Here is a 14,863-nt window from a genome sequence, read left to right as displayed (position 1 = left end):
TAAGTGGGGCGCGCAATGCGGGCTGGATGCGGCGCCGCACAGCAGCCGCGCGTGCCATGATTTTCCAGGCCGGGGCCGGCCCCGCGTAATCGTTGTCCTACCCAAGCACAGCTTGGTCACCGATACGAGGCGCGCCGGGCCACGGCGATAATGAGGCCTCTCTCGAAAACTGATCGCCCGCACCCATGACCAGCATGCAAAGCACCGTGTTCGTCCCGCCGCACTTCGACGCCCCGCGCCCCGGCGCGCCCGCCGCCGCCAGCTGCCGCGCACTGTACGATACGCTCTCCCAGGCCGACCTGCCCGCCGGCGCCGAGGCCGACGCCCAGGCTTACCTGGTCGGCCAACTGGCGCGCGCCGCCGCGCACCCGTGCGACCTGCCCGACACCCCGGCCGGCCTGGATGGCTGGATCGCGCCGCGCGGCGCGGCCATCGGGGCCGAGTACCAGCACTACCTGGCCGGCCGCCGCGACGGCGCTCCGCGCCGCTTCTTCACCAACAAGTCGCACGCGCTGTACTTCCTGCGCTGCGTGGCCCCGACCAAACTGGTGGACGGCGCCTGGCTGTACGGCACCCTGCAACGCTGGCAAGAGAACGACTTCCGCCCGCTGGTCAAGACCTATGTCGAAGAACTCGGGGACGGCCTGCCGGACAAGAACCACGTCACGCTGTACCAGCGCCTGCTCGACAACCATGGTTGCGCCGAGTGGGATGACCTTGACGGCGCCCACTTCACCCAGGGCGCGCTGCAACTGGCGCTGGCCTATGCGGGCGACGCCTTCTTGCCCGAGATGATCGGCTATAACCTCGGCTACGAACAGCTGCCGCTGCACCTGCTCATCACCGCCTACGAATTGAACGAACTGGGCATCGACCCCTACTACTTCACCCTGCATATCACGGTCGACAATGGCTCGACCGGGCACGCGCGCGACGCCGTCGAGGCATTGCAACGCGTGATCGCGCGCGCCGCCAACCCGGCCGAATTCTATCGCCGCGTGCGCGAAGGCTACAAGCTCAATGAACTGGGCGAACATACCGCTTCCGTGATCGCCTCCTTCGACCTGGAAGAAGAACTGGTGCGCATCCTCGCGGCCAAGGCCGTGGTCGGACAAAACATGCACAGCGATTACTGCCGCGTGGCCGGCAAGACCATCAACGCCTGGCTGGCCGATCCGCAGCAAATCCCCACCTTGCTGCGCGCGTTTCAAACCACCGGCTGGATCAAGCGCGGCGCCGCCCCGAACGAAAGCCGTTTCTGGGGCCTGCTGCAAGGCGACCATGCCGAGATGTTCGGCGTGTTCTCGAGCTACGAATTGCAGGTGCTGGCCGACTGGATCGCCAGCCCCGCGCAGGACGGCGACAGCGCCAGCCCCGCGCCGCGCGTGGCCTCGTTCCGCGCGCGCCAGCGCGCCCAGGCCCCGGCCCGCAACGCGGCGCCCAAGGTCCATGGCGCGCGTGCCCTGATCCGCTACCCGTACGCCGGCCAGGCCGGCGAGCACGAAGCCGAAAACGACCAGTTGCGCAAGCTCGAACAAGCCGTCGCGCTGGCGCCGTCGACCAGCGCCGCCATGAAGCTGTTGACCGCGCATATGTCGCCGGCCCGCCACCACACTCCCACCGGCCTGATGGCAACGCGCATGTTCGTGCGCTTGCTCGGATGACCGGCTTGACCGACAGGACCCGTATGAGCGCCTCCATTATCTCCATCGACGGCCACCGGCTCGACCAGGCGCCGCCGATCGGCATCGCCGGCGACGAGCGCCGCGCCGCGCTGTATGCGCTCGGCTGCGGCCTGAAGCAGCACGGCTACGTATTTACCACCGTCACCCCGCTCACCCACAGCCGCGTCAACGCGCGCCTGGCTAATGGCTGGGCGCACGACCTGGCCGGCATTTTCGGCTGGAGCCGCCCCTTCAAGCCGGCCGTGGTCAACCCCACCCTGATGGAACTGCTGCACCAGGGCGAGGTACTCAACCACGATAACGGCATGCTGCGCAGCGTGCTGCGCGCCTCGACGCTGGACGGCCAGTTGTACCTGCACTCGGCCTACCCCACCAGCGCGGCCGACGCCGTCTTCTTCGGCCCCGACACCTACCGCTTCGTGCGCGCGCTGCGCGCTTCGCTGGCGGCGCGCAGCCTGCCCGTGCGGCGCGCGGCGGACATCGGCTGCGGCGCCGGGCCTGGCGCGATCACGATCGCGCTGGCCCATCCCGACGCCAGCGTGTTCGCGGTCGACATCAACCCGGCCGCGCTGGTGCTGGCCGACGTCAACGCCCGCATCGCCGGCGTGACCAACCTGGTGCCGACGAACAGCAACCTGCTATCGCAGGTCGACGGCCAGTTCGACCTGATCGTCGCCAACCCGCCCTACCTGATCGACCGCGAACAGCGCGCCTACCGCCACGGCGGCGGCGACCTGGGCGCGGCGCTGTCGGTGGCGATCGTGGACGAAGCGATCAAGCGCCTCGCGCCCGGCGGCGCCTTGATGCTGTACACGGGCGCGGCTATCGTGGCCAGCGCCGACCCGTTCCGCCAGGCGGTCGAACCGCGCCTGCGCGCGGCCGGTTTCCACTGGACTTACGACGAAATCGACCCCGACGTCTTTGGCGAAGAACTCGACGAAACCCCGTATGCCTACGCGGACCGGATCGCGGCGGTGTGGCTGTGCGCCACGCGCCCGCTTGGCGCCGCATGAGCGAGCCGGCATCCGGCACCCGGCGCGGCAGCCTGTTGATCATCGGCGGCGGCGAAGACCGCGAAGACGACATGCAGGTACTGGAACGCTTCGTCGCCCTGTGCGGCGGGCCGGACAAGCGCATCGTGGTGCTCACGGCCGCCAGCCGCGTGCCCGAAAAAATGTGGGCCATCTACGATTGCGCGTTCGGCGGCATGGGCGTAGCGCGCCGCAGCGAGCTGCGCGTGGCCAGCCGCCTTGAAGCGAACGACGCCGCCATGGCGGCCGACCTGGCGCAGGCGGACGGCGTCTTCATCACCGGCGGCGACCAGAAACGCCTGCTGGCGCTGATCGGAGGGACCCGGCTGGACGAGGCACTGCACGCGGCGCTCGCGCGGGGCGCCTGCATCGCCGGCACCAGCGCGGGCGCGTCGGCCATGTCCGCGCACATGCTGGCCGACGGCAAAGCCGAGCTGCATCCGGAAAAAGGCGCGGTCAGCCTGGGCGCCGGCATCGGCTTCGTGCAGCGCGTGGTGATCGACCAGCACTTTTCGCAGCGCCAGCGCCTTGCGCGCCTGTTGACGGTGGTGGCGCAGAACCCCTACCTGCTGGGCGTGGGCATCGACGAAGACACGGCGCTGTTGATCGAAGCCGGCGGCGGCATCGAAATCCTGGGCGCCGGCGCGGTCACCGTGATCGACGGGCGCCACATGGTCTCGAACGTGGCTGACATCCGCAACCGCAGCGTGCCCGAAATGGTGGATGTGCGCCTGCACCTGCTGCCATCAGGTTCGCGTTATGGCGCGCGCGGCGACGGCGCCACGCCGGCCGCGCTGGCCGACTTTATCCATATCGTTACCAACATCAACTAGATATATGAACATCATCGAACAGCGCGTGCTGCGCGGCCCCAATCGCTGGTCCCGGCTGACCTGCCTGCAAACCGTGATCGACACCGGCGATTCGTGCGCCATCGGTCCCGGCTTCGCCGACGCCTTGCTGGCGCAGTTGCCCGGCCTGGCCGGCCGGCGCAGCTTCACCACGCCCGCGCACGCGGCCGAGCAAGCGGCCGTGGAGCTGCAAAGTGTGGCCGGCACGCCGGTCAGCTTCTCCCTGACCGGCCAGGTCGACGACACCCGCTGGCGCATTGTCGTCGCTTACCAGCGCGAGCAGGTCGGCGTCGAGGCGATGACGCTGGCGCTCGACATGGTGCGGGCGGCGGCGCGCGGCGAAGCGCCCGACTGGAGCGAACGGCTCGACGCGCTGCGCGACGTGGCCGAACGCGGCGCCATGGGCACCAGCACGGCGGCCGTGGTGAGCGCGGCGCAGGCGCGCGGCATTCCCACGCTGCGCCTGACCGACGAAGCCAATCTGTTCCAGCTGGGCTGGGGCAGCCGCCAGAAGCGCCTGCAGGCGACCGTCACCGGCGCCACCTCCACCATCGCGGTCGGCATCGCCAGCAACAAGCAGTTGACCAAGACCTTGCTGGACCAAGGCGGCATCCCGGTACCGAAAGGCGGCGTGGCCGCCAGCGCCGATGAAGCGGTGGCGCTGGCGGTGCGCCTGCGCTTTCCGGTCACCGTCAAGCCGCTCGACGGCAACCAGGGCAAGGGCGTCACCACCGAATGCGGCGACGCCGACAGCGTGCGCGTCGCCTTCGATTTCGCGCGCCAGTACGCTCGCCGCGTCATCGTCGAGCGCTTCATCGCGGGGCGCGACTACCGCCTGCTGGTCACCGGCGGCAAACTCGCCGCCGCCTCGCTGCGCCGCCCGCCCGCCATCAGCGGCGATGGCGCGGCCACCGTCCAGGAACTGGTCGATCTCGAAAACCGCAATCCGGCCCGTGGCGAGGGGCACGCCAACATCCTCACGCGCCTGCGCCTCGACGAACTGGCGCTCGCGCTGCTGGCGGAACAGGGGTTCACGCCAGACTCCGTGGTGCCCGCCGGCGTCGAGGTGCGACTGCGCGGGAACGCCAACCTGTCCACTGGCGGCACCGCCGAAGACGTGACCGACCTGGTGCACCCGTCCACGCGCGAGATGTGCATCCGCGCGGCGCGGATCATCGGCCTGGATGTGGCGGGCATCGATGTCATCTGCGGCGATATTTCGCTGTGCCTGCGCGAGCAGCGCGGCGCCCTGATCGAAGTCAATGCGGCGCCCGGCATCCGCATGCACGAGTATCCGAGCCGGGGCCAGGCCCGCAACGCCGGCGAGGCCATCGTGGAGGCTATGTTCGGCCAGGGCGACGGGCGCATTCCCGTCATTGCGGTTACCGGCACCAACGGCAAGACCACAACGTCGCTGATGATCGCGCACGCGGCGCGCCTGGCGGGCCTCTGCACGGGCGTGACCACCACCGAAGGCGTTTTCATCGACGGCCACCGGATCATCGAGGGCGACTGCGCCGGCTACCATTCGGCGCGCACCCTCTTGACCACGCCGACGGTCGATCTGGCGGTGCTGGAAACGGCGCGTGGCGGCATCCTCAAGCGCGGCCTGGCGTTCGATCGCTGCGCGGTGGCGGTGGTGCTGAACGTGTCGGCCGACCACCTGGGGCTGGACGGCGTGGACACCGTGGCCGAACTGGCAAGCGTGAAGGCGGTGGTGGCCAACGCCGCCTCGCGTGCGGTAGTGCTCAATGCCGACGACCGCCTGTGCGTGGCGATGAGCGCGCAGGTGCCGACCGACGTGGAGCGCATCTTCTTTTCGATGGAGCCGGAAAACCCGGTCCTGCTGCGCCACCTCGATAACGGCGGGCGCGCCGCCTACTACCAGGACAATGCGCTGATCCTGGCCGACGGCTCGCGCAGGGCCGGGTTGCTGCACGCCGAGCGCATGCCGTCGAGCATGCAGGGCCACGCGCGCTACAACATCGCCAACGCCCTGGCTGCGGCGGCCGCGCTGATGGGGGCCGATTTTACCCATGCGCAGATCGCGCTGGCCTTGTCGACCTTTGTATCGGACCGCGACAACAACCCGCTGCGCTCGAACATCTACAGCGCGCAAGGCGTCACCATCGTGGTCGACTACGCGCACAACCCGGCCGCTTACGCGGCCATGGCGTCGATGGCGCAGTCGCTCTCGGGCGGACGGCGTATCGCGCTGCTCACCTGCCCCGGCGACCGGCGCGAAGCCGACCTGCTCGACATCGGGCAGACCTGCGCCGAAGGTTTCGATGAACTGTTCGTGTACGAAGCCGACCCGCGCGGACGCGCCAGCGGCGAGACGGCGCAAACAATCCTCGACGGCGCACGCCGCGCCGGCAAGGAAGAACATCTGCTGCACGCGATCGTGCCGGTCAGCGACGCCTTTACGGCGGCGATGGCATGCTGCCGGCCGGGCGACGTGCTGGTGTTTGCCTGCGGATCCGCCGCCACCGCCCTGCGCGAAACGGCGCGCTACGTCGACCCGGTACAAGCCGCGCCGGCGCTGGCGGCATCAGTACATCAGGCGACCGTCCCGCTTGAATAAGGCGATATCGACGAATTCGGACATGGTGCTCTTGCGGTCGGATGACTGGATCGTCATGCCGCCGATATCGATCGGGGTGCGGCTGGCGGCGACGGTTTGCAAGCCGCCTTTTCCGGCCGCCTCCATCTGGATCACCTTGACCAGCGTCTTGGCGACCGCGAACCCTTCGAGCGTAATGGCCGATACCGGCTCGTCGCGGAATTTCTTCATCATGTCGATATGCTCGGACTGCAGTACCGAGGCGGTGCTGCCGGGATTGGGCACGACCTGCGAAAACACGGTCCACTCGGTGGCGCGCGCGCCGGCGATTTCGCTCAGCGTCGCCAGGTTGATCAGCGAGGTGCCGGCCACGAAGGTGCTGGCGTCATGCTTGCGAAAGGCCTTGAGGAACTGCGAGGCGCCGATGGTATCGGCGATCATCAGCACCACCTTGGCGCCCGAGGCGCTTAACTGCCTGGCGTCGGCGTCGATATTGGGCGACACGCGCACCGTGCCGGCCAGGGTCATGCCGCGCTTGCGCAATTCGTCGGTCACCATCTTGTACGTCTTCTGGTTCTGCGGCGTGTCCTGCAACACGATACCGACTTTTTTCAGTCCCAGCTTGTCGAAGTAAGCGAGGATGAACTGGCACTCGTGCTCCATGCTCGGTCGCCAGAAAATCACGCGCCCGCGCGGCGCCGCGAAGGCGTCCGTCAGCGGCGCAAACAGCACGTGGCGCGAGTCGGCGAAGGCCGGCGCCGCCAAAATGGCCTGGGTCGACTCCGGGCCGATGGCGCCCAGCAGGTAGCCGACCCGGTCCTGCTGGATCAGGGACGTGGCCAGCCGGGCCGAATCGGCCGCCACGCCGCGGTCGTCGCGCACGGTGTAGACGATCTTCTTGCCATTGATGCCGCCCTTGACGTTGACGCTGTCGAAATAGGTGGTGATGCCGGCCACGTAATCGCGGCCGATGGCGCCGTTGGGACCGGACAGGTCGATGGCATGGCCGACCACGATTTGCGCGTAGGCGGTCGCGCTGGTGGCCAGCAAGGTGACACAAATGCGCATTGCCAGCCACAGGGCACGGATACAGGACTTCACGGTCAACTCTCGGGGATGAAAACCGCGATGGTACGCAACAGGTATGACAGGGTGATGACGCGGTGCAACATTGATTCCATTTTCATCTCAACAATATCGAAAATGCCACATCGCCGTGTTTGGCTGATATAATCCGCGTTCTTCGTTGTATTGGCTGCTGCCTCTGAAGAAACCGCCTTTTCGAAGGTGCGTTTTTCTTCGTCTACAGAAAGCAGCCAAAAATGAGCACTACCGTATCGGCCAAACGACTGGCCAAAGCCCTCGCCTCCCACAACATCTTCGCCGAACGCGAAGGCAATATCCTGCGCGTGCAATCGACCTTGCGCGCCGATGTGCGCGCCGAAATCCTGCTGCCCGAGAGCCTGCCGCTCGAAGCGAAAGCGGTCAGCCAGTTGCTGGCGTTCGCCGGCATGCGCCACCCGCTCGGCGGGCACGTGTGCCGCGCCTGCGCCACGCCCGACTTCCATCCCGGCGCGCCGGTACCGGTCGGCAGCATCCTGGTCACCAACCACGACTTCGTGGTGCCCGAATCGATCGGGCGCGACATCAACTGCGGCATGCGCCTGCATGTGATCGACGTGCCGCTCGAGCGCTTTTTGGCGCACAAGGAACGCCTGGTGGCGCTGCTCAAGGGCGACCTGCTGGAGGCCGCCCGCAATGTGCCGACCACGCCAGGCGCCATGACGGCGCTGTTTGCCGACGGCCTGGGCGCCTTCTGGCGCGCCATGCGCAACACGCGCGAAGGCTTGTTCGAGAAAATCGACTTCGCCCAGGTCGAAGCGGAAACGGCGCGCCTGTTTTACGCCTCACACGTCAAGGGCAATCCCGCCTACGCGCCGGAAGCGCTGCAAGATACCCGGCGCGGCCTGCTGCGCGATCCGGGCCTGGCCACCCTCGGCGCGGGCAACCACTTCTGCGAGTTCCAGTACGTGGCGCAGGTGCTGGACCGCCACCGCGCTTTTGAGCTGGGCGTGCGCCCGGGCCAACTGGCGCTGATGGTGCATACCGGCTCGCGCGATGTGGGCTCGTACATCGGCACGCGCTGGATGGACCGCGCAAAAGCCGAATGGCCGGCCGGCGTCAAGCATCCAGAGTCCGGCCTGTATGGCCTGTGCGGGCCGCTGGCCGCCGAGTACCTGACGGCGATGCACGCCGCCGCCCACTACGCCGACGCCAACCGGGCGCTGATCGTGGAACTGGTGCGCCAGCGCATTCGCCAGGTATTCGGCGACCAGGCGATGCCGCTGGTGTGCGACGTGCCGCACAATATCGTGCTCAGTGAAGCGGGCGGCAATGTGCACCGCAAGGGCGCCACGCCGGCGCACGCCGGGCAAGCCCTGCTCATTCCCGGCTCGATGGGCGACGACTCCTACCTGCTCGATGGACTCGGGCACGAACGCTGGGCCAGTTCGGCCAGCCACGGCGCCGGACGGGCCGTCTCGCGCATGGAGATGGCCTGGAAGTCGAAGCACGACGGCCAGGCCGGCGGGCAGCGGCCGTTCGAATGCATCACCTTGCGCGAAGAGCGTCGCATCGAAGAGGCGCCCGGCGCGTACAAGCCGATCGGGCCGGTCATCACCTCCCAGGTCGAGGAAGGCCTGGCGCGCCCGATCGCGCGCTTTTCACCACTGCTGACGTTCAAGGCGTGAGGGCACTGTCGGCAGCTGGAGCGGCATGCGGGCGCGCGGATTTCCGCGGCCCGTCATGAGAGTGAAGGCAGATTTGCTAAACTAGCATGTTCTGTCTTCATCCCGACAATACCGGTTCATGAAAAAAGCGCTTTTGTTAGTCCTCGTCGCCGTGATCGTCGGCGGCGTGCTGTTCGCCAGGGTGTACAAGGAGAACCGCCGCAGTATCGATTGTGGCATGCAGGCCAATACCGTCGCCGGCATTGCGCTTCGTCGCGACAAGGGCGCCACGCGCGACGAGGTTCGTGCAGCGATGAGCGGGACGGATCTGAAAACCCGTTCCGCCGCGCAGGTCGAATCCATGCTCGATGCCGTCTACGTACACGGCACCGGCAAATCGTTCGAAGAAATACGCAACATCGCCTGGGAGCAGTGCGACAAGAATCCGGAGCGTTGACAGCGCGCCGGCGCCTGTGCGCCCTGCCGTCCGTTACTGGACGGTCAGGCGTTTGGCGCCGCCACCCGGCTTCTTGGGCAAGGTCAGCTCGAGCACGCCGTCACGGCAGCTTGCCGTCGCCTTCTCGTCGTCCACCTGCTGGGGCAAGGTAAAGGTACGGAACTGCTGGCCGTGGAAGCGCTCGCGCCACATGCTGCTGCCTTCCTTGTGCTCCTGCTCCTCGGTGACATCGGCGCTGATGGTGACTTCATTGCCGTCAATCGAGACCTTGAGGTCTTCCTTTTTTACGCCCGGCATGTCGGCCCGGACCACGAAAGCCTGGTCGGTTTCGCTGACATCCATGCGGATCGCTTCGCTGTCGAAGGCGCGCCATGGGCGCATCAGGTCGAAGGCGTTGAACAGGCTGTCGACATTGCGGAACGGGTCCAGCCGGCTGATCTGGGTGCCGGGGTCGAAACGGGTAAGATGATTGGCCATCGCGTTCTCCTTCAATTGGATTACTCGGATTGCGGACCGGCGCCCGCGGTGACGGGCCGCCTTGCCGCGTCGGATTTGCGATCATAAGCGTTCAATCGACGCGGTATCTGAGGCAGGTCAAAAGCGCGCCACTTGCTCGTGCGCCGGATTGATGGCGGCACAAGACGCCGGCGCGGCGCATATGCATTGTGCGGCGTCACGCCGCCATGAACACCGGCAGCGTCATCGACTTGAGCACCGTGCGGGTGGCGCCGCCGAGCAGCAGTTCGCGCAGGCGCGAGTGCCCGTAGCACCCCATGACCAGCAAGTCCGCCCCGCGTTCGGCGGCCAGCGCCAGCAAGGCCGCGCCGGCGTCGCCCGCGTCGTCGCGCAGCACCATGTCGGCCCGTACACCGTGGCGCGCCAGGGCCTGGCCGATGGCCGTTACCGGGCGAAGACTGGCCCCGCCCCCACTCTGGAGCGAGCCGGCATCGAGGATCGCCACATCGACCGCACTGGCGCGCTGCAACAGCGGCAAGGCGAAGCGCATGGCGCGCCCCGCTTCGCGGCTGCCGTTCCAGCCGAGCAGGATGCGCCGGATCGGCCAGGCCGGCGCCTGCGCATGCGGCACCAGCAACACCGGCGTCCCGCTGGCTTTGGCCACGTCGGCCGCCAGCCCCCCTGACGGCAGCGATACGCCACGCACCGCATCGGCCTGGCCCAGGACGCACAAGTCGCAGTAGCGCGCCAGTGCGCTCAGGCTCAAGCGCGGCTCGTCGTCGACCGCGCGCCGCTCGAAGCCGGCCAGCGCGAAGCTGGCCGCGACGCGTTCGAACTGGTCGAGCGCGGATGCGGTGCGTTCGCGCAGCGTCTCGAGCACGGGCGCGATGGACGGGTTCAAATTATTGGTGACGACCGTCTCGCGCAGGAAGCGCGACACGTCACTGCTGGCCAGCCCGATAAGGTGGGCCTGGTCCATCTGCGCCAGCTCGGCCGCGTAGGCGTAGCATGCGCCGGCGTTTGGTTCGTCGCCCACATGCACGACGATCGTCTTGTAGCTCATGATGACCGCCCTCCCCTGATCCGCCTTTACTGTATGACGCCGCTCAGGTCGGGGCTTGAGATCAATCATGGTGCGCGTGCGAACCAATCGGCGCGCCTGCGGTCGCGCGCTGACGCGTTGCTTACGGCGCCATTACCTTATCGGGCGTCATCGGCGTGCTGCGCACGCGGCGGCCGGTGGCGTGGTAAATCGCGTTGCAGACCGCCGCTGCCACGCCCACCTGGCCGATTTCGCCCACGCCCTTGGCGCCGAGGCGGCTGACGATGCGGTCATCCTCCTCCACGAACAGCACATCGATATCGTGGATGTCGGCGTTGACCGACACGTGATATTCGCCCAGGTTGTGGTTCATGAAGCGGCCCAGCCGGTCGTCGGACTGGGTTTCTTCGTGCAGCGCCTGGCCGATGCCCCAGACCACGCCACCGACGATCTGGCTGCGCGCCGCCTTGGCGTTGATGATGCGCCCGGCCGCAATGGCGCTGACCACGCGCGTCACGCGCACAGTCCCGAACGCTTCATCGACGCGCACCTCCACGAACACCGCCGAGTGGGTGGCGCGCAGGTACTTCTGCTGCTTGAGCATATTCGGCAGCATCATGTATTTTTCTTCCAGCCGCTCGGCGCCGTCGGACGCCAGGATCGCTTGCAAGGGCACGATGTGCACCGGTTGCGCGCGCAGGCGCAGGCCGCCGGCGACAAAGTCGACGTCCTCGATACGGACCTTGGCGAACGGCGAATCGGGCATCTTGCGGGCCAGCTTGAACAAACTCTTTTTCAGCTTGTCGCACACGCCCTGCACCGCCGAACCGACCGTGGCCACGTGCGACGAACCGCCTTCGACCGGCGCGACCGGCAAGGTCGAGTCGCCGAGCTGGAAGCGCACCCGTTCGAGCGGCATGCCCATGGCGTCGGCGGCGATGATGCACATCGCCGTGTAGGTGCCGGTGCCGATGTCGGTGGCCGCACTCGAGACAACCAGGTTGCCGTTGGCATGCAACACGGCGCTGGCGCGCGCAAACATTTGCATCGCGTCCCACATGCCGGTGGCCATGCCCCAGCCGATCAATTCGTGGCCTTCGCGCATGGCGCGCGCCTCGAGCGGACGCTGGCGCCAGCCGAAGCGCTGCGCGCCCTGCTCGTAGCAGGCGCGCAGCTCCTTGGTCGAATACGGCAGGCCGTCGGTGGGGTCGATGTCGGCGTAGTTTTTCAGGCGCAGCGCCAGCGGGTCCATTTTCAGTTCGTACGACAGTTCATCCATCGCCACTTCGAGCGCGTGCACGCCGTGCGCGGCGCCAGGGGCGCGCATGTCCATGGGACTGAAGCGGTCCAGGGCGACGAGCTTGTAGCCGAGGCGGATATGCTCGCAGGCGTACAGCTGGCCCGACCAGTTGACCACCACTTCGACGTAGTCCTCGTTGCGCGAGGTTTCGGCCAGCGCTTCGTGGATGATGGAAGTGAGGGTGCCGTCCGGACGCGCCCCCAGGCGCACGCGCTGGATGGTTTCGGGACGGTGCCCGAAGCTGAACATCTGCTGGCGCGTGAGCACCACGCGCACCGAGCGTTCCAGCTTGAGCGCGGCCATCACGGCCAGCGCCAGCTGGTATTGCGGGCGCAGGCCGGAACCGAAGGCGCCGCCCACGTACGGGTTGCGCACGGTGACCTTGTCCTTGGACAGGCCGAATACATGCGACACATACCAGCGGCTGTTTTGCGAGCTCTGGGTCTTGTCGTAGATGGTCAGGTGGCCGTCGTCGCCGCGCACCACGGTCGAGGCGAACATTTCGAGCGGGTTGTGGTGCTCCACGCCGCTGTAATACTCGCCTTCGATGCGCACCACGGCCTTGTCCCACATCTCGTCGGCAAAGCCTTTCGGTTCGGGCGGCGGCGTGTAGCCGGCCTTCAGGCGGCTCGGCTTGTGGCTGTGCTCCATGTTCTGCAGCAGGCTCGTTTGGTGTTCTTCGACTTCGTAGGCAATATGCACCAGCGAGGCGCCATGGCGCGCCGCTTCGAACGTGTCGGCCACCACCAGCGCGACCGGCTGGCCGCTGCTGTGGATCTTGTCGTCGTAGAGCGGGCGGAATGGCGAGCCGCCGGGGGCCGTCATGTCCTTGTAAAACAGGTCGAAGGAGCGCAGGCGCGGACGGTTTTCGTGGGTGATCACATCGACCACGCCGGGCACGGCGAGCGCGCTGGCGGCGTCGATGGAGGCGATGCGTCCCTTGGTGACGGCGCCGCTGACGACGACGCCGTATAACAGCGGATCGGCTGGATGCGCGGCCGGGTGTTCGGCGGCGTAGCGCGCCTGGCCGGTGACCTTGTCGCGGCCATCGACGCGCGAGACGGCCATGCCGATGGTGACGGGGCCGGTGCCTTCGTCGGCGACGGGCGTGCGCAGTGCTTCAATCAGGTCGGTCACAGTGACTCCTTGGTGTCCGGTGCGTGCATGTTGTCGATGGTGCCGGCGGCGGCTTGTTCGAGCGCGCGCACGACCGCGCGGCGCGCCATCGGAATCTTGAAATCGTTTTGTCCCTGGCCGCGCGCGCCGGCCAGCAGGAGCGCGGCGCAGGCGTCAAACAGCGCGCTGTCGGGGCGTTGGCCGACCAAGAGCGTCTCGGCGGCCGGCACGCGCCATGGTTTGTGGGCCACGCTGCCCAGTGCCACGCGGGCGGCGCGCACGACGCCGTCCGGCCCGATGTCGAGCGCGGCGGCGACCGATACCAGCGCAAAGGCATACGAAGCGCGGTCGCGGAACTTGAGGTAGGCCGAGTGGGCGGCATACTGCGCGCCGGGCGGCAGTTCGATGGCGGTGATCAGCTCACCGGGCAGCAAGGTGTTGTCGCGCTCCGGACTGGCGCCCGGCAGGCGGTGGAAGTCGGCAAAGTCGATGCGCCGTTCGCCCTGCGCGGAGCTGGCATGGACCACCGCGCCAAGCGCCGCCAGCGCCACGCACATGTCGGACGGGTGGGTGGCGATGCAATGCTCGCTGGCGCCGAGAATGGCGTGCTGGCGCGTCAGGCCGCCGATGGCCGAACACCCGCTGCCCGGCTCGCGCTTGTTGCAGGGGACGGCGGTGTCGTAGAAATAGTGGCAGCGCGTGCGCTGCAGCAGGTTGCCGCCGTCGGTGGCCATGTTGCGGATCTGGGGCGAGGCGCCGGCCAGGATCGCCGCCGACAGCAGCGGGTAGCGCGTGCGCACCAGCGGGTGGTAGGCGGTATCGGCATTGCGCGCGGTGGCGCCGAGCAGCAGGCCGCCTTGCGCCGTGGGCGCGATGGCGTCCAGCGGCAGGCTGTTGATGTCGACCAGGGTCGTGGGGCGCATGACGCCCTCTTTCATCAGGTCGACCAGGTTGGTGCCGCCGGCAATGACGGCGGCGCTGGCGTTGCCGAGGTGGCGCAGCGCGTCGGCAGTCGCTTGCGGCGCGTGGAAGGTCATCGGGTTCATGCGGGCACCGTGCCGGGAATGTAAGGGCGGTCGGGATTGTCCTTGTGTTCGGCCAGGCCCATCACCTCGGTAACGGCGGCGACAATCTGCGGATAGGCGCCGCAGCGGCAGACGTTGCCGCTCATCAGCTCGCGCACCTCGGCCACCGTGCGCGCTTCGCCTTCGCGCATCAGGCCGATGGCCGAACACAGCTGGCCGGGCGTGCAGTAGCCGCACTGGAAGGCGTCGTGGTCGATGAAGGCTTGCTGGAGCGGATGCAGCTTGGCGCCATCGGCCAGGCCTTCCACCGTGACGACCTCCTTACCGTTCTGCATCACCGCCAGGGTCAGGCAGGAATTGATGCGCTTGCCGCCGACCAGCACCGTGCAAGCGCCGCACTGGCCATGATCGCAGCCCTTCTTGGTGCCGGTCAGCCCGGCGCGCTCGCGCAGCAGGTCGAGCAGGGTGACCCAGGCTTCGACCTCGACCTGGTGCTGTTGGCCGTTGATGCGCAGGTTGATGGGATACGTAGGGGCGGCCGGCGCGTGCGCGGCCTTGATATGGGCGTCCATGGAGTGTCGACTCGGCTTGTGTGGGAGCTAACTTTA

Annotated in this window: 12 protein-coding genes; 6 read left to right on the top strand and 6 right to left on the bottom strand. The window is 67.7% G+C overall.

The genetic code is table 11. From position 1 onward, the window contains the following. The first annotated feature begins 185 nt into the window (after positions 1-185). From F0185_RS25940 to cphA, 4 genes are read left to right on the top strand one after another with little or no spacing between them, the layout of a single operon-like run. A complete protein-coding gene (locus F0185_RS25940) occupies positions 186-1,664 on the top strand; it encodes an iron-containing redox enzyme family protein (protein WP_229477189.1) in 1,479 nt (492 codons plus the stop codon). Positions 1,665-1,687: 23 nt separating this feature from the next. Beyond that, positions 1,688-2,698, top strand: a complete 1,011-nt coding sequence (locus F0185_RS25935; protein WP_167229392.1) for a methyltransferase — start codon at positions 1,688-1,690, stop codon at positions 2,696-2,698. After that, positions 2,695-3,549, top strand: coding sequence for a cyanophycinase (locus F0185_RS25930; RefSeq protein WP_167229390.1), 855 nt, complete (start codon positions 2,695-2,697; stop codon positions 3,547-3,549). The genes F0185_RS25935 and F0185_RS25930 overlap by 4 nt, the downstream gene beginning before the upstream one ends. Positions 3,550-3,553: 4 nt before the next feature. After that, positions 3,554-6,151 (top strand): cyanophycin synthetase, encoded by a 2,598-nt coding sequence (gene cphA / locus F0185_RS25925; protein WP_167229388.1) that lies wholly within the window; start codon positions 3,554-3,556, stop codon positions 6,149-6,151. Here the strand turns inward: cphA and F0185_RS25920 are convergent. Further along, a complete protein-coding gene (locus F0185_RS25920; RefSeq protein ID WP_370664067.1) occupies positions 6,119-7,231 on the bottom strand; it encodes an ABC transporter substrate-binding protein in 1,113 nt (370 codons plus the stop codon). The genes cphA and F0185_RS25920 overlap by 33 nt on opposite strands. A 221-nt stretch (positions 7,232-7,452) precedes the next feature. Here F0185_RS25920 and F0185_RS25915 point away from each other — a divergent pair, with 221 nt between their 5' ends. Beyond that, positions 7,453-8,880, top strand: a complete 1,428-nt coding sequence (locus F0185_RS25915; RefSeq protein WP_167229386.1) for an RtcB family protein — start codon at positions 7,453-7,455, stop codon at positions 8,878-8,880. A 118-nt stretch (positions 8,881-8,998) separates the two neighbouring features. Next, a complete protein-coding gene (locus tag F0185_RS25910) occupies positions 8,999-9,316 on the top strand; it encodes a hypothetical protein (protein WP_167229384.1) in 318 nt (105 codons plus the stop codon). Between the two features lie 33 nt (positions 9,317-9,349). Here the strand turns inward: F0185_RS25910 and F0185_RS25905 are convergent, their stop codons facing one another. The 5 genes from F0185_RS25905 to F0185_RS25885 form a co-directional block, all read right to left on the bottom strand. Further along, positions 9,350-9,793, bottom strand: a complete 444-nt coding sequence (locus tag F0185_RS25905; RefSeq protein WP_167229382.1) for an Hsp20/alpha crystallin family protein — start codon at positions 9,791-9,793, stop codon at positions 9,350-9,352. Positions 9,794-9,989: 196 nt separating this feature from the next. Next, positions 9,990-10,835 carry a universal stress protein gene (locus tag F0185_RS25900; protein ID WP_167229380.1) on the bottom strand — a complete coding sequence of 282 codons (846 nt, stop codon included), beginning with the start codon at positions 10,833-10,835 and terminating at the stop codon, positions 9,990-9,992. 121 nt (positions 10,836-10,956) lie between these two features. Next, a complete protein-coding gene (locus tag F0185_RS25895) occupies positions 10,957-13,251 on the bottom strand; it encodes a xanthine dehydrogenase family protein molybdopterin-binding subunit (protein ID WP_370664066.1) in 2,295 nt (764 codons plus the stop codon). Next, a complete protein-coding gene (locus F0185_RS25890; protein WP_167229378.1) occupies positions 13,248-14,276 on the bottom strand; it encodes an FAD binding domain-containing protein in 1,029 nt (342 codons plus the stop codon). Before F0185_RS25890 ends, F0185_RS25895 begins: the two co-directional genes overlap by 4 nt. Continuing rightward, a complete protein-coding gene (locus F0185_RS25885) occupies positions 14,273-14,827 on the bottom strand; it encodes a (2Fe-2S)-binding protein (protein WP_167229376.1) in 555 nt (184 codons plus the stop codon). The genes F0185_RS25890 and F0185_RS25885 overlap by 4 nt, the downstream gene beginning before the upstream one ends. Positions 14,828-14,863 lie beyond the last annotated feature (36 nt).

Origin of the sequence: Massilia rubra, assembly GCF_011682065.1 — a bacterium.
Lineage (GTDB): Bacteria > Pseudomonadota > Gammaproteobacteria > Burkholderiales > Burkholderiaceae_D > Telluria_A > Telluria_A rubra.
This window is presented reverse-complemented; position numbering and strand designations above follow the sequence as displayed.

Coding starts and splice junctions, on each gene's coding strand:
- F0185_RS25890 (WP_167229378.1), bottom strand. CDS start 14,276: ATGAACCCGATGACCTTCCACGCGCCGCAAGCGACTGCCGACGCGCTG.
- F0185_RS25885 (WP_167229376.1), bottom strand. CDS start 14,827: ATGGACGCCCATATCAAGGCCGCGCACGCGCCGGCCGCCCCTACGTAT.
- cphA (WP_167229388.1), top strand. CDS start 3,554: ATGAACATCATCGAACAGCGCGTGCTGCGCGGCCCCAATCGCTGGTCC.
- F0185_RS25940 (WP_229477189.1), top strand. CDS start 186: ATGACCAGCATGCAAAGCACCGTGTTCGTCCCGCCGCACTTCGACGCC.
- F0185_RS25930 (WP_167229390.1), top strand. CDS start 2,695: ATGAGCGAGCCGGCATCCGGCACCCGGCGCGGCAGCCTGTTGATCATC.
- F0185_RS25900 (WP_167229380.1), bottom strand. CDS start 10,835: ATGAGCTACAAGACGATCGTCGTGCATGTGGGCGACGAACCAAACGCC.
- F0185_RS25935 (WP_167229392.1), top strand. CDS start 1,688: ATGAGCGCCTCCATTATCTCCATCGACGGCCACCGGCTCGACCAGGCG.
- F0185_RS25915 (WP_167229386.1), top strand. CDS start 7,453: ATGAGCACTACCGTATCGGCCAAACGACTGGCCAAAGCCCTCGCCTCC.
- F0185_RS25910 (WP_167229384.1), top strand. CDS start 8,999: ATGAAAAAAGCGCTTTTGTTAGTCCTCGTCGCCGTGATCGTCGGCGGC.
- F0185_RS25905 (WP_167229382.1), bottom strand. CDS start 9,793: ATGGCCAATCATCTTACCCGTTTCGACCCCGGCACCCAGATCAGCCGG.